The 16,523-nt window shown below is 71.8% G+C and carries 18 protein-coding genes and 1 tRNA gene; 3 read left to right on the top strand and 16 right to left on the bottom strand.

Annotated elements, in window-relative coordinates; translation table 11 throughout:
* Positions 1-36 precede the first annotated feature (36 nt).
* From FBY23_RS21395 to pdxY, 5 genes are all read right to left on the bottom strand, one after another.
* Positions 37-1,149: an ATP-dependent DNA ligase gene (locus tag FBY23_RS21395; protein WP_186348240.1), complete on the bottom strand. Its 1,113-nt coding sequence runs from the start codon at positions 1,147-1,149 to the stop codon at positions 37-39.
* A gap of 42 nt (positions 1,150-1,191) precedes the next feature.
* Positions 1,192-1,353 (bottom strand): hypothetical protein, encoded by a 162-nt coding sequence (locus FBY23_RS26495; protein ID WP_222117897.1) that lies wholly within the window; start codon positions 1,351-1,353, stop codon positions 1,192-1,194.
* Positions 1,354-1,374: 21 nt separating this feature from the next.
* The gene (locus tag FBY23_RS26490; RefSeq protein WP_222117896.1) at positions 1,375-1,596 is read right to left on the bottom strand and encodes a hypothetical protein; all 222 of its coding nucleotides are present in this window, start codon (positions 1,594-1,596) and stop codon (positions 1,375-1,377) included.
* 33 nt (positions 1,597-1,629) lie between these two features.
* A tRNA-Thr gene (locus FBY23_RS21385) sits at positions 1,630-1,706 on the bottom strand.
* 34 nt (positions 1,707-1,740) lie between these two features.
* Entirely contained in the window at positions 1,741-2,604 is an 864-nt protein-coding gene (gene pdxY, locus FBY23_RS21380) for a pyridoxal kinase PdxY (protein WP_141799984.1), read from the bottom strand.
* Positions 2,605-2,712: 108 nt separating this feature from the next.
* Between pdxY and FBY23_RS21375 the strand changes: the two genes are divergently transcribed.
* Complete coding sequence (locus FBY23_RS21375) at positions 2,713-4,368, top strand: GMC family oxidoreductase (RefSeq protein ID WP_141799983.1); 1,656 nt, start codon at positions 2,713-2,715, stop codon at positions 4,366-4,368.
* Positions 4,365-5,927: a succinic semialdehyde dehydrogenase gene (locus FBY23_RS21370; protein ID WP_260806130.1), complete on the top strand. Its 1,563-nt coding sequence runs from the start codon at positions 4,365-4,367 to the stop codon at positions 5,925-5,927. Before FBY23_RS21375 ends, FBY23_RS21370 begins: the two co-directional genes overlap by 4 nt.
* 185 nt (positions 5,928-6,112) lie before the next feature.
* Here FBY23_RS21370 and FBY23_RS21365 read toward each other — a convergent pair whose 3' ends face one another.
* On the bottom strand, positions 6,113-6,556 hold the full coding sequence (locus FBY23_RS21365; RefSeq protein ID WP_141799982.1) for an Hsp20/alpha crystallin family protein: 444 nt from the start codon (positions 6,554-6,556) through the stop codon (positions 6,113-6,115).
* Between the two features lie 76 nt (positions 6,557-6,632).
* On the opposite strand from FBY23_RS21365, the gene FBY23_RS21360 reads away from it, so the two are divergent.
* On the top strand, positions 6,633-6,920 hold the full coding sequence (locus tag FBY23_RS21360; protein ID WP_260806129.1) for a MerR family transcriptional regulator: 288 nt from the start codon (positions 6,633-6,635) through the stop codon (positions 6,918-6,920).
* On the opposite strand, the gene FBY23_RS21355 is transcribed toward FBY23_RS21360, so the two are convergent.
* From FBY23_RS21355 to FBY23_RS21315, 10 genes are all read right to left on the bottom strand, one after another.
* On the bottom strand, positions 6,908-7,693 hold the full coding sequence (locus FBY23_RS21355; protein WP_141799981.1) for a dioxygenase: 786 nt from the start codon (positions 7,691-7,693) through the stop codon (positions 6,908-6,910). The two genes, FBY23_RS21360 and FBY23_RS21355, sit on opposite strands and share 13 nt — an antisense overlap.
* Before the next feature lie 70 nt (positions 7,694-7,763).
* Complete coding sequence (locus FBY23_RS21350; protein ID WP_141799980.1) at positions 7,764-8,576, bottom strand: hypothetical protein; 813 nt, start codon at positions 8,574-8,576, stop codon at positions 7,764-7,766.
* A gap of 65 nt (positions 8,577-8,641) precedes the next feature.
* A complete protein-coding gene (locus tag FBY23_RS21345) occupies positions 8,642-9,340 on the bottom strand; it encodes a uracil-DNA glycosylase (protein ID WP_260806122.1) in 699 nt (232 codons plus the stop codon).
* Positions 9,341-9,665: 325 nt separating this feature from the next.
* Positions 9,666-11,105, bottom strand: a complete 1,440-nt coding sequence (locus FBY23_RS21340; protein WP_260806121.1) for an aminotransferase class V-fold PLP-dependent enzyme — start codon at positions 11,103-11,105, stop codon at positions 9,666-9,668.
* A complete protein-coding gene (locus FBY23_RS21335) occupies positions 11,095-12,402 on the bottom strand; it encodes an MFS transporter (RefSeq protein WP_141799979.1) in 1,308 nt (435 codons plus the stop codon). The genes FBY23_RS21340 and FBY23_RS21335 overlap by 11 nt, the downstream gene beginning before the upstream one ends.
* Positions 12,399-13,583, bottom strand: coding sequence for an alpha/beta fold hydrolase (locus FBY23_RS21330; protein ID WP_141799978.1), 1,185 nt, complete (start codon positions 13,581-13,583; stop codon positions 12,399-12,401). Before FBY23_RS21330 ends, FBY23_RS21335 begins: the two co-directional genes overlap by 4 nt.
* A gap of 64 nt (positions 13,584-13,647) precedes the next feature.
* Positions 13,648-14,649, bottom strand: coding sequence for a WD40 repeat domain-containing protein (locus tag FBY23_RS21325; protein WP_160158324.1), 1,002 nt, complete (start codon positions 14,647-14,649; stop codon positions 13,648-13,650).
* On the bottom strand, positions 14,646-15,179 hold the full coding sequence (locus tag FBY23_RS26065) for a DUF4919 domain-containing protein (protein ID WP_160158323.1): 534 nt from the start codon (positions 15,177-15,179) through the stop codon (positions 14,646-14,648). The genes FBY23_RS21325 and FBY23_RS26065 overlap by 4 nt, the downstream gene beginning before the upstream one ends.
* On the bottom strand, positions 15,176-16,210 hold the full coding sequence (locus FBY23_RS21320; RefSeq protein ID WP_141799976.1) for a hypothetical protein: 1,035 nt from the start codon (positions 16,208-16,210) through the stop codon (positions 15,176-15,178). Before FBY23_RS21320 ends, FBY23_RS26065 begins: the two co-directional genes overlap by 4 nt.
* Positions 16,211-16,220: 10 nt before the next feature.
* The gene (locus FBY23_RS21315; RefSeq protein ID WP_141799975.1) at positions 16,221-16,523 is read right to left on the bottom strand and encodes a hypothetical protein; all 303 of its coding nucleotides are present in this window, start codon (positions 16,521-16,523) and stop codon (positions 16,221-16,223) included.

Genomic DNA, 16,523 nt, shown 5'->3' with positions numbered 1-16,523 from the left:
ATCCTGCCGCGCTCCCGGTCGCGCGTCAGCCCCCGGTCAGCCCCCGAGGACGTCAGCGAGGTCGTAGCGCACCGGCTGTTCGAGCTGGTCGTAGCCGCACGACTCCGGGTCGCGGTCCTCGCGCCAGCGCTTGAAGTGCGCGGTGTGCCGGAAGCGCCGACCCTCCATGGCGTCGTACTTCACCTCGATCACGCGCTCGGGGCGCAGCGGTGTGAACGAGAGGTCCTTGCCCTGGCTCCACCGGCTCTGCGTGCCCGGCTGGCGGCCGGGGTTGGCCACCAGGAACTCCTGCCAGCGCCCCCACGGGTGCTCCTCGATCGGCACGACCAGTGCCTGCAGCTCGTGCCACAGCTCGGCCCGTCGCGCTGCCGTGAAGCTGGCGCTGACGCCGATGTGCTGGAGCTCGCCGCCGTCGTACAGGCCCAGCAGGAGGCTGCCGATCAGCGGGTTCTCGGGCGTGCTCGTCTTGTGCTCGCGGTAGCCGGCCAGCACCACGTCCGCCGTCCGCTCGTGCTTGATCTTGAGCATGGTCCGGGCGTTCGGGGCGTACGGCGCGCTCAACGGCTTCGCCACCACCCCGTCGAGCCCGGCCCCCTCGAACTGGTGGAACCACTCCTCGGCGACCTTCGGATCGGTGCTGGTGCGGGTGAGGTGGCAGCGGCCCTCGTCGGCGCTCAGGTGGGCCAGCGCCTGCTCCAGCGCCGCCCGCCGCTCCGCGAACGGTCGCTCCAGGAAGCTCTCGTCGCCCAGCGCGAGCAGGTCGAACGCCACGAAGTCCGCCGGCGTCTGCTCGGCCAGCAGGTTGATCCGGGACGCGGCCGGGTGGATCCGCTCCTGCAGCACCTCGAACTGCAGCCGCCCCTTCCCGTCCCCGCCCATCTGCGACACGAAGATCTCGCCGTCGAGCACGCACCGCTCCGGCAGCTCGGCCCTCATCGCCTCCACCAGCTCGGGGAAGTAGCGCGTCAGCGGCTTGGTGTTGCGGCTCGCCAGCTCCACCTCGTCGCCGTCGCGGAACACGATGCACCGGAAGCCGTCCCACTTCGGCTCGAAGCTGAGGCCTCGCTCGTCGTACTTCGCCGGGTCGGGGACGCCGGACACGGCCTTCGCGAGCATCGGCAGGACGGGCGGCATCACGGGGAGGTCCACGGTGGTGAGACTAGCCAGGGCTCCGACACTCATCGCTCGAGATCAGTGTGACTGCCCGTTGGCGTACCGCTCCCGTCGGAAGTGCCGACCCTTGCCCCGGTTGCGGCTCTTGAAGGTCGGGAGCTGAGAGTCGCAGTTGGGGCAGACCATGCGCAGGTTGTCGCGGTGGTTGTTGGTGGCGTCGCCGTCGATGTGATCGAGCACGAAGACCAGGGGCTGGTCGTTTCACTCCTCGACGATGCCGCAGATCTCGCAGCAGCCGTCCTGGGCGTCGAGGAGGTAACGCCGGATGTAGTGGCCCTTCTCGCCGGCGACCGTCGCGATCCCGGTCTGTAGCCAGGCATAGGTCTTGGCCGTGCGTTCGGCTGACCGCTGACACCGATTGCTGCAGAACACCTTCTGGCTGCGCCGGACCAGCTCGACGCCGCACCCGAGACACTTCGTCATAACCGCACGCCATGTATCGGGTCCGACGAAAAGTGGAGCCGCGTGTCGGATTCGAACCGACGGCATCCGCATTACAAGGGCGGCACTCTAGCCAACTGAGTTAACGCGGCACGGCCTGCGGGGCAGGCGCGGACGTCACTGTAGTCACCGCAGCCGTTCGACCTCAAACCGCTCGTCCGGTACGGCGATCGCCTCCTGCGCCGCGATCAGCCGCAGCTCCCGCTCACCCGACTCGAGCGTCGCCGCGAGCACGTCGTACACCGACGCGACGGTCCTGCCGAGCGCCATCGCAGCGGAGCCGGTGCTGTGCAGGTGGGCGGTGAAGAGAGCGGCGGTGATGTCGCCGGAGCCGTTCGCCTTCATGGGCAGGCGCGGCGTCTGCACGATCCAGGCGCCGTCGCCGGTGACGGCGATCATCTCGATCACGTCTTCGGGGGCACCGAGGCGCTCGACGGAGGTGATCAGCACGGTGGCGGGACCGAGGACGCGGACCTCGTCGGCCGCCGCCAGGATGTCGTCGAGCGACGACGGACCGGACAGGGCGTCGCGGCCGGTGATGAAGCCCAGCTCGAACTGGTTGGGCGTGAGGATGTCCGCGACCGGGACCACCGAGGTCCGGATGATCGGCGGGATCTCGGGGTTCACGAAGCAGCCCGACTTGGCGTTGCCCATCACTGGGTCGCAGGTGTATGTCGCCGCGGGGTTCGCCGCCTTGACCGTGCGCACGGCATCGACGATCACCTCCGCCACGGCCGGGGAGCCCTGGTAGCCGGAGAGCACGGCGTCGCACGTCGCGAGCACCCCGCGCTCCTCGATCCCCGTGATCACCTCGGCGACGTCGGAGGGCGCTAGGAGCGGGCCGCGCCAGGCGCCGTACCCGGTGTGGTTGGAGAAGTGCACCGTGAACACGGGCCACACCTCGTGCCCGAGGCGCTGCAGCGGGAAGACCGCAGCGGAGTTGCCGACATGGCCGTAGGCGACCGAGGACTGGATGGACAGGATCCGCACCCGGGCATTCTCGCAAACGAAACACTTTCGTGAAGAAACTAGAACGCGTTACAGTGAGCCGGCCGGGCCCCCGATGACCCCGGTCACACGAGCGAAGGATGGAAGCGGATGGCGAAGCGCGCGGCGTACGGCAACGAGGCTGACTACGTGGTGGTCGGATCGGGCAGCTCCGGGTCGATCGTCGCCGGGCGGCTCGCGCAGTCCGGCGCGAGCGTGATCCTGCTCGAGGCCGGCAAGTCCGACGACAAGGGCATGCACGGCTACTTCACGAAGAAGCCCGGCATGATCGGCCCGATGCACTCCGAGCCGCGGCTCGAGAGGCTCTTCGACTGGGGCTACCGCTCGGTGCCGCAGCCCGGCCTCGACGGCCGCCGGATGCCCGCCCCGCGCGGCAAGGTCGGCGGTGGGTCGAGCTCGGTCAACGGCATGGTCTACGTCCGCGGCAACCGTGCCAACTACGACTCGTGGGCGGCCGAGGGCAACGCGGGCTGGGACGCCGACAGCGTCAACGAGGCGTTCAAGCGCTACGAGGACTTCGAGGACGGCGAGAACGCCTACCGCGGCGCGGGCGGCCCGATCAAGATCACTCGCAACAAGACGCCGCAGGAGGCCAGCCTCCAGTTCATCCAGGCCACCGCCGACACCCTCGGTGTGAAGGTCCTCGACGACTACAACGCCGCCGAGCAGGAGGGCATCGCCCGGATGCAGCAGAACGCTGCCGACGGCCTGCGCTACTCCTCGACCCGCGGCTACGTCCACAACCTCGCGCCGCGCACGCTGGAGTTCCAGACCGAGGTCCACGTCGCGAAGATCGTCATCGAGAACGGTCGCGCGACCGGCGTCGAGGTCATCGACCAGGGGAAGGGCGGCGGCACCCGCCGGTTCATCAGGGCCGGCAAGGAGGTCATCGTCTCCGCCGGCTTCGCCAACAGCCCGCAGCTGCTGATGCTCTCCGGCATCGGCCACGCCGACCACCTCGCCAGCGTCGGCATCGACTGTGTCGCGGACCTCCCGGTCGGCGACAACCTGCACGACCACCTGTTCCACCCGATGTCGTTCCACGTCCCGAGCGTCGAGTACCGCGGCAACGCCTGGACCTTCTTCAAGGGCATGGCGCGCGACCTGACCCGCGGCGGCTCGTTCCTCGACAACTCGGTGTTCGAGTCCGTCGGCTTCGTCCGTACGTCGGCCGCCACCGTCGCCCCGGACCTCCAGCTGCACATGCTGCCGTGGGCCTACCCGAGCCCCAACCAGGACGAGCCGATCCGCCACATCCCCGACGGCCGCCCGTCGCTGACGGTCTTCTCGACGCTGATCTACCCGAAGAGCCGCGGCACGCTGCGCCTCGCGTCCTCCGACCCGACCGCCGCGCCGCTCATCGACTACGGCTTCTTCCAGGACGCCGCCGACGTCGAGGTGCTCGCCGAGGGCACCGAGATGATCCGCGAGATCATGGCCTCGGCCGCCTTCGGCGGCGCGGTCAAGGAGGAGATCCACCCCGGGCCCTCGATCCCCAACGGCAAGGAGCTGCGGGTCGCGCTCAAGAACCGCTCGACCTCGGTCTACCACGGCGTCGGCACCTGCCGGATGGGCGTCGACGAGCGCGCCGTCGTCGGCCCGGACCTCAAGGTCCGCGGCATCGAGGGTCTGCGGGTCGCGGACGCCTCCATCATGCCGAGTATCACCGGCGGCAACACCAACGCCCCGTGCTACATGATCGGCGAGAAGGCCGCCGAGATCATCCTGGGTGGAGCGAACTGGTGAGTACGCCGAACCGCCCCGCCTCGGTCACCGACGAGCTCCTCGAGCGGCTGGTCGCCCGGGTCCCCGGCCGCACCGGCGCGACCTGGAAGCTCACCGAGGTCTACACCGGCGAGGTGCTCGTCGAGCTCCCGCAGTCGACGCCGGAGGACATCGAGGACGCCTTCGCCAGGGCCCGCGCCGCCCAGGAGCTCTGGGCCCAGTGGCCGGTCGCCAAGCGGCTCGAGGTCTTCGACCGCGCGCACGCCCTGCTCGTCGACAATGCCCACACGACCGCCGACCTGATCCAGGTCGAGAGCGGCAAGAACCGGCGGATGGCGATCGAGGAGACCTGCGACCCGCCGATGGTGATGTCGTACTACCTCAAGCGCGCCAAGAGGCTGCTCGCGCCGAAGAAGCACGGCGGCCCGGTGCCGGTCGTGTCCGGCTCGACCGAGGTCCGTGTCCCCAAGGGCGTCGTCGGCATCATCGCGCCGTGGAACTTCCCGTTCGCCACCGGCCTCTCCGACGCGATCCCGGCGCTCATCGCCGGCAACGCGGTCGTGGTGAAGCCCGACAACAAGACGGCGCTCTCGCCGCTCTACGGCATCTCCCTGCTCGAGGAGGCGGGCCTCCCGAAGGGCCTGTTCCAGGTCGTCTGCGGTGAGGGCCCCGACGTCGGACCGACCCTGATCGACAACGCCGACTACGTCATGTTCACCGGCTCCACCGCGACCGGCAGGGTGATCGGCGAGCGCGCCGGGCGCAACCTGATCGGCTGCTGCCTCGAGCTCGGCGGCAAGAACCCGATGATCGTGCTCGACGACGTCAATGTGGAGGAGTGGGTCGAGGGCACCACCTTCGGCGTCTTCGGCAACACCGGCCAGATCTGCATGCACATCGAGCGGATCTACCTGCCCGAGAGCCGGTACGACGAGCTGAGGTCGGCGTTCGTCGAGCGCGCGGCCAACCTGCGGATCGGGGCGGCGTACGACTTCGGCCCGGAGATCGGCTCGCTGGTCAGCCCCGAGCACCGCGACCGCGTCGCCTCGCACGTCGAGGACGCGGTCGCGAAGGGCGCGACCGTGCTCACCGGCGGCCGCGCACGGCCCGACATCGGCCCGGCCTTCTTCGAGCCGACGGTGCTCGAGGGCGTCACCAAGGACATGCTCGCAGGCCACACCGAGACCTTCGGCCCGGTCGTCTCGCTGTACTCCTACCGCACCGTCGACGAGGCCATCCACCTCGCCAACGACACCGACTACGGCCTCAACGCGTCGGTGTGGAGCGGCGACCTGTCCCGCGCCGAGGCCGTGGCCGCGCGGATCGAGTCCGGCAACGTCAACATCAACGACGCGCTCGCGACGGCGTACGCCTCCAAGGGCTCGCCGTCGGGCGGCGTCAAGAAGTCCGGCGTCGGCGCCCGCCACGGCGACCAGGGCCTGCTCAAGTACACCGACGCCAAGAACGTCGCCGTGCTCAAGAAGCAGGTCATGGGTCCGCGGCCCGGCCAGGCCTACGAGGCGTACGTCAAGCAGATGCTGAGCTCGCTGAAGCTGATGAAGAAGCTCCGCGTCCGCTGACCCGGCGCGAAGTCGCTCCGGTTTTCCGCCGACCCGGCTCGAAATGGCCCGAGAATTGCGCCGACCCGGCAGAACTTCTGCCGGGTCGGCCGGATCTGTCGGCCAGTTCGTGCCGGGTCGGCGGTGCCTGAGCGACAGTTCGTGCCGGGTCGGCGGTGCCTGAGCGACAGTTCGTGCCGGGTCGGTCAGGCCTCGATCGCCTCGCGGTCGGCGGCCGGCGAGGCGGTGGAGATCTCGACCTTGCGCGGCTTCGCCTTCTCGGCGACGGGGATGGCCAGGCGGAGCACGCCGTTGTCGTACGCCGCCTCGATGCGGTCGAGGTCCAGGTTGTCGCCGAGGACCAGCTGGCGCGAGAACTGTCCGTGGGTGCGCTCGGAGGCCAGGCGCTGCCAGTCGCCGTTGCCGGCGATGCGCTCGGCCCTGATGGTCAACACGTTGCGCTCGACGTCGATGTCGATGCTCTCCCGGCTGACGCCCGGGATGTCGAACTCGAGCACGAACTGATCGCCCTGGCGCCAGGCGTCCATCGGCATCACGGCGGGCCGGTTCGTCGTACCGAGACCGGCGCCCAGGAGCTGGCCGGCGAGCCGGTCGAAGTCACGGAACGGGTCGGTGGTACGCAGCAACATGACATGTCTCCCTTCGATGTCCGGCGATCGGCCGGTGCAGTAGATCTGCATTGACTGTTATAGATAATCTGTCGTCGTGAATCAAGGAGATCGCGAACGGAACCGGGGTGTCTTCGCCATCTCGATCGCGGCCGAGATGACGTCGCTCCAGATCCAGAACCTGCGCGTCTACGAGCGGCGCGGGCTGCTCTCGCCCGACCGCAGCGACGGCGGCACCCGGCTCTACAGCCGAGCCGACATCGAGACCCTGCACCGGATCCGCGACCTTCTCTCGGAGGGTCTCAACCTGGTCGGCATCGCGCGGGTGCTCGAGCTCGAGGCCGAGGTCGCCCGGCTGCGGCGGCGGCTGGCTCAGGACACCTGAAGGCTGCGCTTGGACAGGCCCATCCAGAACCCGTCGATCACCTGGTCGCCGGGTTCGGTGGGGTCGCTCGCGGCGCCGAGCGTGACGAACAGCGGCGTGTAGTGCTCGACGGTCGGGTGCGCGTACGGCATGCCCGGCGCCTTGTCACGGTACGACGCCAGCTCGTCGACGTCCCCGCGCGCCATCGCCTCGCCGGCCCAGGCGTCGAAGTCCGAGGACCAGCCGGGGGCGGCAGCGTCGAGCTCCCAGGAGGTCAGGAACGGCAGGCCGTGGGTGAGGAAGCCGGAGCCGATGATGAGGACGCCCTCGTCGCGCAGCGGCTTGAGGCGGCGCCCGATCTCCATGAGGCGGCCCGGGTCGTGGGTCGGCATCGACATCTGCAGGACCGGGATGTCGGCCTGCGGGTACATGATCTTCAGAGGCACCCAGGCGCCGTGGTCGAGGCCGCGCGAGGAGTGCTGGTGGATCGGCTCGGTGCGCGGCATCATCGCCGCCACCTGCCGGGCGAACGCGGTGGCGTCGGGCGTCTCGTAGGTCATCTGGTAGTACTTCGGCGCGAACCCGCCGAAGTCGTAGACCAGTGGCGCGCCGCTCGCCGTCAGTGACAGGGGAGCCGACTCCCAGTGGGCGCTGACGATCAGGATCGCCTTCGGCCGCGGGAGGTCGCCCGCCCAGGCGGCGAGCTGGCTCGACCACAGCACGTCGTCGAGGAGCGGGGGAGCGCCGTGCCCGATGTAGAGGGCCGGCATCCGGGTGCTGGTGTCCGTCGTCATGTCCACTCCAATAGTTGAGAGTTCAACTATATTCCCCGACGTGTCGCCGGACAAGGTGGAGTGAGGTGGGTCAGTCGGCGCGCGGCACCGGGGCGAGCCCGGGCGGGTCGATCGGGGAGCCGCCCTCGAGCAGTGGGCCGGAGGTCACCACCTGCCGGTCGCCGACCGGCTCGTCCAGGAACAGCACCGTCTTCTCGGTCGCCCAGATGTCGGGCGCGGGGCAGGTCTCGCCGCGGTCGACGTCGAACCGCGTCAGGTCGGTGCCGGCCTCGATGATCACGCGGTGGGTCCGCTCGGTCACGGTGACCTCGACCTCGCACGTCCCGGAGTGGTCGACGTCGCGCCAGCTGCCCGTGACCACGACCAGACGGCCGTCCTTGCGGGTCCGGAACGAGACGACCGGTGCCTCGGCCCGGTCCACGACGGCGTACGGGTCGCTGCCGTACTGGTAGGGGTCGGTGTCGCTGTCGGCGTGGTACGAGTAGTCCGGCGTCGGGTCCGGGGTGTCGTCGTTGCCCGAGCTCAGCGCGCCGAACCCGCCGGCCGCGGCGGTCGCGGCCGCGCCGATGCCCGCGCCGGCCTTCTTCGACGCGCCCGACTTGCCCGACGAGCCGCCGGAGGAGCGACCGGAGCGCCACGAGGACCCACCCGGGGAGCTGCTCGAGGTGCTCGAGGAGGAGGTGCTGGTGTAGGTCCGGCGCCGCCGCGACCGATAGCTCCGGTACGACGACCGCTCGGCCACCGGCTGCGTGACCGCCTCCCGCTCGGGGCACTCGGCGGGGCAACGGTCGCAGTCCCACGGACAGGGGACACCCTCGGCGACGCACCGGCACGGGGTGCCGGGGTCGGAGTCCTTCGCGGGCGGGACGTACGGCTCGTACACGACTCGTCCCTCCCCGGACGAGGGCCCCGAGAAACCCTCGGCTGATGCTCAGCCTGAATGCGGGCTCAGGCCGGCAGGGTCCAGTCGACGGGCTGCCCGCCGCGCTCCACGAGCAGGGCGTTGACCCGGCTGAACGGCCGCGACCCGAAGAACCCGCGCGAGGCCGACAGCGGCGAGGGGTGCGGGGACTCGACCGACGGGATCGGGCCGAGATGGGGTCGGAGCGTCTGCGCGTCCCGGCCCCACAGGATCGCGGCGATCGGCGCGCCCGCCTCGGCCCGCCGTACGACGGCCTGGATGGCGCAGGCCGTGACGTGCTCCCAGCCCTGGCCGCGGTGCGATCCGGGCTCGCCGGGGCGCACGGTCAGGACCCGGTTGAGCAGCATGACGCCCTGGTCGGCCCACCCGGTGAGGTCGCCGTGGCCGGGGGAGACGAAGCCGACGTCGTTGGCCAGCTCCTGGTAGATGTTCGTGAGGCTGCGCGGGATCGGCCGCACGCCGCGGTCGACGGCGAAGCTGAGGCCGATCGGGTGCCCGGGGGTCGGGTACGGGTCCTGGCCCACGATGAGGACACGGACGTCGGCGAGCGGGCGCCGGAACGCGCGGAAGACGTGCTCGCCGGCCGGCAGATACGCACGGCCCGCGGCGATCTCGGCACGCAGGAACTGCCCGAGCGCGGCGACCCGGTCCTCGACCGGCGCGAGGGCCTCGGCCCAGTCGGCGGCCATCAGGCCCTGGTCGACGAGTCCCTGGAGAGCACCCACGGCCGAACCCTAGGACACCACAGGTGTCGCGGTCCCCCCAGACCCCACCCCTCCAGAGGGCCCGGCCGTGGTTGCTGCTCCCTGACGCCGCGTCGCCGGCGGGCGCCCCTCTCCCTCCCAGGGGCGCCACTGCCGGCGTACGGCGTAGCTCCGACGCGGATCTCGAGTTCTGCTGGTCCTCCGGGGGCACTCCCGGCAATGGGGTGCCGGACCCGGTGGGGCTCCCTCCAGCGAACCTGAGGTCCGCGTCGGTAGTGAGGAATCTACGGAGTACGACGCAGGCCGGGCATCGGGAACGCGGCCGGGACGCGTTAGTCCTTTGGGACTATGTCCCGGGAGCGAACGACCCGGCGCCCGGCCGAGCCAGCCGGTCCAGGAACGCGACCAGGACCGCTTCCCGCAGGGCCGGCGGGGCGACGTCGAGCAGCGCGTTGACCGGTGCCATCCGCTCCGGCAGCCCGAGGTCGCCGTCGTCTCCGGCCAGGCCACCGGCGGCGAGCAGCAGGTCGAACTCGGCGTCGCCGAGGGTCGCGGGGTCGAGGCTGCGCAGCAGCTCGGCTACGCCCGGGTCGACCGGCACCGGGCCGGCCTCGCGCGCCGCCTCCACCGACGAGCGCAGCGCGGCCAGGAACGCCTCGGCGTCGGTGGCCGCGCTGATCGCGACGTGCAGCGAGGGCGGGCGGTCGCCGTAGGACAGCTGGGGCTGGACGAACCAGCCACGGGCCGCCATCTCGTCGCAGACGGTGAACACGTCGAGACCCGCAGCGGCCACCGCGGCGACCAGCGTCGACTCCGGCGAGGCGACCAGCGAGAGCCCGGGCAGGGCCGAGATCCCCGCAGCGATCGCGTCGGTGGCGACCAGCGCCTGCTCGGTCAGGCGCAGGTACCCGGCGTCGCCGATCGCCTGCACCGTCGCCCACGCCCCGGCGGTCGGGCCGCCCGAGCGGGTGGACTGCAGGGTCGCGTTGAGCATCGTGTAGCCGGGCCAGCCGGCATGGGCGAAGTACTGCGGGCGGCGCAGCGACGGATCGCGGTGCAGGAGCAGGGACGCACCCTTCGGTGCGTACGCGTACTTGTGCAGGTCGGTCGAGATCGAGGTGACGCCCTCGACCGCGAACGTCCACGGAGTCACGGGCCGGCCCAGCCGGGCGGCGTAGGGCAGCACCCAGCCGCCGATGCAGGCGTCGACGTGGCAGCGCACGCCCCGCGCCGCCGCTGCCGCGGCGACCGCCGGGACCGGGTCGACCACTCCGTCGGCGTACGACGGCGCGCTGGCCACGACCAGCACCGTGGTGTCGTCGATGGCGGCCGCCATGGCTGCGGCATCGGCCCGGTGGTCGGGACCGACCGGCACCACGACCACCCGGACGCCGAAGTAGTGCCCGGCCTTGTGGAAGGCCGCATGCACCGTGTCCGCTACGACGATCGACGGGTCGCGCACGTCGGGCCGCGCGTCCCGCGCGCCCTGGACGGCGAGCAGGCACGACTCGGTGCCACCCGAGGTCAGCGTCCCCACCATCGTCTCCGGACCATCGACCAGTGCACGCGCGAAGGCCACCAGGTCGTTCTCCATCGCCAGCAGGCTCGGGAACGCCGTCGGGTCCAGGCCGTTGCTGCCGGCGAATGCCGCCACCGCCTCACGGGCCAGGGCGTCGACCTCGGCCAGACCGGCGTCGTAGACGTAGGCGAGGGTGCGGCCGCCGTGCACGGGCAGGTCGTCGGCCTGCAGTGCGGCCAGCCGGGCGCGGATGTCCTCAGGCGTCAACGAGATCGACCTCCCTCTCGTCGAGAGCGTAGCCACGCAGCCACCACAGGCTGGCGAGCACCAGCAGGGCCGGCAGGACCGAGAATCCGAGCGTGATCGCGGTGACGGCGGAGTCGGGCTGCAACAGGTCGCCGCTGTCGCTGGAGCGGTAGGACCCCAGGGCCAGCACGACCGCGAACAGGCCGGGACCCAGCGCCAGTCCCAGCGTCTCGCCCGCGGTCCACACGCCGGTGTAGACGCCCACCCGCGACGATCCGGTACGACGCGCGTCGACCGCCGCGGCGTCCGGCAGCATCGCCATCGGGAACACCTGCACGCCGGCGTACCCGACGCCGACCAGGCCGACCGCCGCGAACACCACGGACGACGGTGCGTGGCCGGCGAGCACCGCAAGTGCCGCTCCGGCGGCGAGCACGAGCGAGGCGGCGACGTAGCCCCGCTTCTTGCCGACCCGGCGCCCGATCGCCGCCCACGCGGGCGTCAGCAGCAGCGCCGGACCGACGAAGCAGACGAACAGGACGGTCGAGGCGCCGTCGTGCTCGAGCACGTCGCCGGCGAGGTAGTCGACGCCGGCGAGCATGCAGCCGGTCGCCAGCGCCTGCACCACGAACGTGACGAGCAGCAGCCGGAAGTCGCGGGCCGCCGCGACGAGCCGGAGCTGGTCGCGCAGGCTGCCCGGTCCCGGCGCCACCTCGCCGATGCGGGCGTCGCGCGTGCCGCGGTAGGCGAGCAGCGCGCCGGTGACGATGATCGCGGCCATCGCGACGCCCATCACCCGGTAGCCGTCGCGGCCGCCGACCGCGTCGCGGATCGCCGGGGCGCTGGCGCCGGCGAGCAGGATCGTGAACGCCAGGATCGCCACCCGCCAGGTCATCAGCCGGGTGCGCTCGGCGTAGGAGTCGGTCATCTCGGCGGGCATCGCGACGTACGGCACCTGGAAGAAGGCGTACGCCGTCGCGCAGGCCAGGAAGGCCACCAGCACCCAGGCCGCGTCGAAGGCCCGCGAGCCGAGGTCGGGACCGGCGAAGAGGACCGCGAAGCACACGCCCAGCACCAGCCCGGCGCGCAGCAGCCACGGACGCCGCGGCCCGCGCGGGTCGACCGTGCGGTCGCTGATCCGCCCCGCTATGGGGTTGAGGACGACGTCCCACGCCTTCGGCACGAGCACGATCGCGCCCGCCAGCAGGGCGGGGACGGCGAGCGTGTCGGTCAGGTAGGGCAGCAGCATCAGGCCGGGGACGGTGCCGAACGCACCCGTGGCGACCGAGCCCGCGCCGTACCCGATCCGTGGGCTCACTTGCCGAGCGCTCGCGACGCCGCGGAGGAGTGCCGCCGCTTGCGGTTGGTGCCGATGGGGGTGGCCGGCCGGTTGTCGGTGGACCACTCGGTGATCCACTCGTCCATCGCCAACCAGGTGGTGGTCCGTGCCGCGCGGCCGGTCAGCATGCCGAGGTGGCCGCCCGGCACGACCTCGAAGCGGACCTCGGGCGACTTCGCCAGCATGGGTACGACGGCCCGCACCGCCGGGACCGGAGCGATGCCGTCAGTGGCCCCACCGAAGACCAGCACCGGCACGGTGATCTCGCCGAGGTCGATGGTCCGGTCGTCGAGCTCGAAGGTGCCGCTGGCGAGCTGGTTGCCCTTCGCGAAGCGGTGGTAGAGCTGCCCGAACGTGCGGCCGGGGTAGGCGATCATGTTCGAGGTGAATCGGTCGACCGCCTCGACCTGCGCGAGGAACTCGCGGTCGTCGACATGGGTGGCCAGGGCGATCGGCTTGGTCACCAGCTTCTGGAAGGCGGTGAGCTGGAAGGCCCACTTCACCAGTGGCTTCGGCGCCCCGCCGAGCATCTGGTAGCCCTTGGTGATCGGGCCGTTGCCGTTGAACAGGTTGAGCAGCGGCCGGAACGGCGCGAGCAGCGGCACCAGCGAGATGTCGATCGGCGAGCCGACAACGGTCAGCGACGCGACGGGCAGCTCGCCCGAGCGCTGGTCGGCGAGGGTGAGCAGCGAGAAGATGCCGCCCAGGGACCAGCCGATCACGTGCACCGGCCGGCCGCCGGCGTGCTCGGACACCGCGCGGATCGCGTTGGGCACGACCTCGTCGACCCAGTGCTCCATGCCGAGGTTGCGGTCGCGGAAGGAGACCTCGCCGTACTCCACGAGATAGGTCGGCCGGCCCTCCGTCACGAAGTGCTCGACCAGCGAGCAGCCGCGGCGCAGGTCGTAGCAGCTCGACGGCGCAGCGAGCGGCGTCACCAGCAGCACGGGGTCGCCGTGCTCCTGCACGTGGCCCGACGGCCGGTAGTGGTAGACCTCCCGCAGCGTGCCGTCGTCGATCAGGGTGCGCGGCATCGGGCGCAGGTCGGCCACGCCGCCGTAGAGCAGCTTGTGGGCGACATTGCTCGCGGCAGCGACGACCTGGTCCGGGGCGGGGAGCAGGCCGGCGCCAGGGACGGAGCGCAGGGGCACCAGATCCATGTGCGAAAACTACCGCGCGGTAGGCAGTCGTGCGCCCTGGTCCGCAACGGTGGACCGACGGGGATCAGGGCAGCTGGTACGGGGCGGAGGCGGTCCCGGCCGCCACGTCCCACGACCGGACGCCGTCGACCGCGACGGTGTGCACCGTGCGCCCGTCCGGCGACCAGCGCACCGCCTGCAGCCCGGCGGCGGTGCTCAGTGACCGGGGCCCGCCGTCGGCGGGTCGCCACAGGGCCAGTCCGTCGGGGGAGCGGACCGCCATCGCGAGGGTGCTGCCGTCGGGCGACCAGGCGAGGTCGGTCGCCGACCCGGTGGTCTCGTCGACCTGCCGGTGGGTGGTCGTGTCCCAGAGGAGGACGGCGGCTCCGTCGCCCGGTGCGGCGCTCGCGGACGCGAGCTGCTGCCCGTCCGGGCGCCAGGCCAGCGAGCCCTGCTGCGCGGGCTCGGTGTCGAGCACCCAGGCGCGGTGGACCGGTGCCACGTCCCACACCTCGGCCGGGGAGTCGGTCGAGGCGACCGCCAGCTGTCGGCCGTCGGGGGAGAAGGCGAGGTCGGTCGCGAGGTCGCCCTCGGGCTCGATCACCCCGGCGGCGGCGCCGTCCGACCACAGCCGCACGGTGCCGTCGCTGCCCGCGCTGGCCACCAGGCCGTCCGTGGACACGGCCAGGTCGCGTACGGCGGGGGACGCGTCGTCGGTGTCGTCCCCGGCCCGGTGCCCCTCGAGCCGCTCGACCTCGGCCCCCGTCGTGGCGTCGCGGACGACGACATCGGGGCCGTCGGCGGTCACGATCCGCACACCGTCGGGGGTGAACGCCGCGACCTCGCCGCCGTCCAGCCGCCTCACGAGCCGGCCGGTCGTCGTGTCCCACACGCACAGCCGCTCCTCGCAGGGCGCGGCCAGGCGGGTGCCGTCGGGTGAGAGCGCGGCACCGTCCGGGTTCAGCTGCACTCCGGCGACCACGTCGACGTCCCCGGCCGGCCGGTCACCCCCGGCTGGTGCGTCGTCGGTGCCGCAGCCACCGAGCAGGACGGCGAGTGCCGCCAGGGCGGGTACGGGCGACCTCACGTGCGATCCGTCGGCGCCGGTGCGGCGGCCCCGATGTCGAACCACGCCACCGAGCCGTCGGTGCACCGGTGCCGGTCGAGCCGGCGCCCACCACGGACCACCAGGTCCACGCGCCGGGAACGGCGGCCACGCCAGCGGAGCAGGTCGTACTGGTCGCTGAGCCGAAGCGGCCGCCACGGCCGGGCGGCCGAGCCGTCGCCGGTCGCGGCGATCGAGTCCAGCGCCAGCCGGGCCAGGCCGCGCTGGTGCTCGGCTGCGGAGGTGTCGCCGAGGGCGTCGTACGCCGTCGCGAGGGCGGCGTGGGCGGCTGGGCTGAGGAAGGCGCCGGGCATGGCGGCCTCGACGGTGACCAGCACCTCGGCGTGCGCGCCGCGCGCGTGCGCCCCGGCCGTCTCGCCGGCCACGTCGAGGTCGGTCCGGAAGCCGGGCACGTGGCGGACGGCGTCACGCAGGGCCGCGAGGTCGGCGGGGGAGCGGGACTCCTGCCAGCGCAGGGCGAGGGCGTCGAGCGTGCTGACGTCGCTGCTCATCGGACCGCCTCCCGGTCGTCGTCGAGGTCGTCGCCGTCGTAGTCGCGGACGTAGTCGTCGCCCGCCTCACGGGCATCCGACTCGACCGGCTGGTCGCGGTAGCCGTCGAAGTCGTCGTCGGGGTCGACGTAGTCGTCGAAGTTCTCGTCCCAGTCCTCGACCTCGTCGGGGTCGACGCCGGGAGGCAGGTCGGGGTAGTCGTCGACGTACTTGTGCTGCGCGGCGTGGCGGACCTCGTGGGCGATCGTCGAGATGGTGGCGGGGTCGTCGACGTCGTTGATGTCGATGCGCAGCACCCGGTCGTCCTCGGACCAGCTGCCGTGGGAGTCGGTCGACGGGTTGTCGTCGGTGCCGTCGCCGTCCTCGTCCTCGAGGTCCTCGAACCGGATCTCGAAGTCCTCGATGCCGTACTGGTCGGCGAGCCGGTTGGCGATCCGCTCGAGCACCTTGCGGCGCTCCTCGTCGTCCATCGTCTCCCAGTCGCGCGAGACCTCCGGGTCGACGACGTCGGTCGGCACCTCCTGGCCCAGCGTGCTGCGCGGCCGGGCGCGCAACAGGGCCCGGTCGACGTCGTAGGCCGCCTCGAAGACGGCTGTGATCCGCTCGGCCAGCGGCTGGGCGGCGTCGTGCCGGCTGGTGCCGTACTCCTCGGCCTCCCAGCGGCTGTGGAAGGTGGGCGGCTTCTTCTGGTCCTCGAGGTAGCCGTCGCCGTCGACCGAGAACTCCGCCGCCTTCGCGTCGGTGTCGATGTCGGCGACCTCGGTCTCGATCTTCTTGACCTCGTCGGCCTGGTAGAAGATCTCGAACTCGAAGGTGCGCACGGCCTCGATGTGCTCGTCCATGCTGGACACGAGCCCGGTCTGCCGGATGCCCGCGAACAGCCGCGACAGGCCGGACCAGGACTCCGGGAGCGTCTTGTCCTCGAGGTCGTCCTTGGCGCGCTCGAGGATCTTGAGGTCCGAGCGCAGGTCCTTGCTCGCCTCGGTGAGCTTGGCCGACCGCCAGGCACGTAGGTCCGTGAAGGTCACCATCGCGGCCTCCTCAGCACAGCCCGAGCAGGTGGTCCAGGAACCCGCCGCACGAGCCGTCGGTGCCGCCGGCGTCACCGGTCGCGGAGCTGATCGAGACCCCGAACGCGTCCACGCCGTCCGCCCACTCGTCGACGCCGGTGTTCCAGGCGTTGCCGAGCTCGGTCGTGATGGTGGAGATGGTGGATCCGGGAAGGCCCGCCGCCAGGGTGGCGAGGGCGTCGGCGCCGTCGGCGCCACGTGCAGCATCGGCCGAGTCCTCTGCGGCCGATGCTGCTCTGGTCATGTCCGAGCGGACGAGAGCGAAGATCGACAT

This window comes from Nocardioides sp. SLBN-35 (assembly GCF_006715725.1).
Lineage (GTDB): Bacteria > Actinomycetota > Actinomycetes > Propionibacteriales > Nocardioidaceae > Nocardioides.
This window is presented reverse-complemented; position numbering and strand designations above follow the sequence as displayed.

Excerpts from the sequence above, each read along its gene's own strand:
- FBY23_RS21320 (WP_141799976.1), bottom strand. The coding sequence starts at position 16,210 with ATGGTGACCTTCACGGACCTACGTGCCTGGCGGTCGGCCAAGCTCACC.
- FBY23_RS21355 (WP_141799981.1), bottom strand. The coding sequence starts at position 7,693 with ATGACGACGGACACCAGCACCCGGATGCCGGCCCTCTACATCGGGCAC.
- FBY23_RS21330 (WP_141799978.1), bottom strand. The coding sequence starts at position 13,583 with ATGGATCTGGTGCCCCTGCGCTCCGTCCCTGGCGCCGGCCTGCTCCCC.
- FBY23_RS21375 (WP_141799983.1), top strand. The coding sequence starts at position 2,713 with ATGGCGAAGCGCGCGGCGTACGGCAACGAGGCTGACTACGTGGTGGTC.
- FBY23_RS21315 (WP_141799975.1), bottom strand. The coding sequence starts at position 16,523 with ATGTCGATCTTCGCTCTCGTCCGCTCGGACATGACCAGAGCAGCATCG.
- FBY23_RS26065 (WP_160158323.1), bottom strand. The coding sequence starts at position 15,179 with ATGAGCAGCGACGTCAGCACGCTCGACGCCCTCGCCCTGCGCTGGCAG.
- FBY23_RS26490 (WP_222117896.1), bottom strand. The coding sequence starts at position 1,596 with ATGACGAAGTGTCTCGGGTGCGGCGTCGAGCTGGTCCGGCGCAGCCAG.
- FBY23_RS21365 (WP_141799982.1), bottom strand. The coding sequence starts at position 6,556 with ATGTTGCTGCGTACCACCGACCCGTTCCGTGACTTCGACCGGCTCGCC.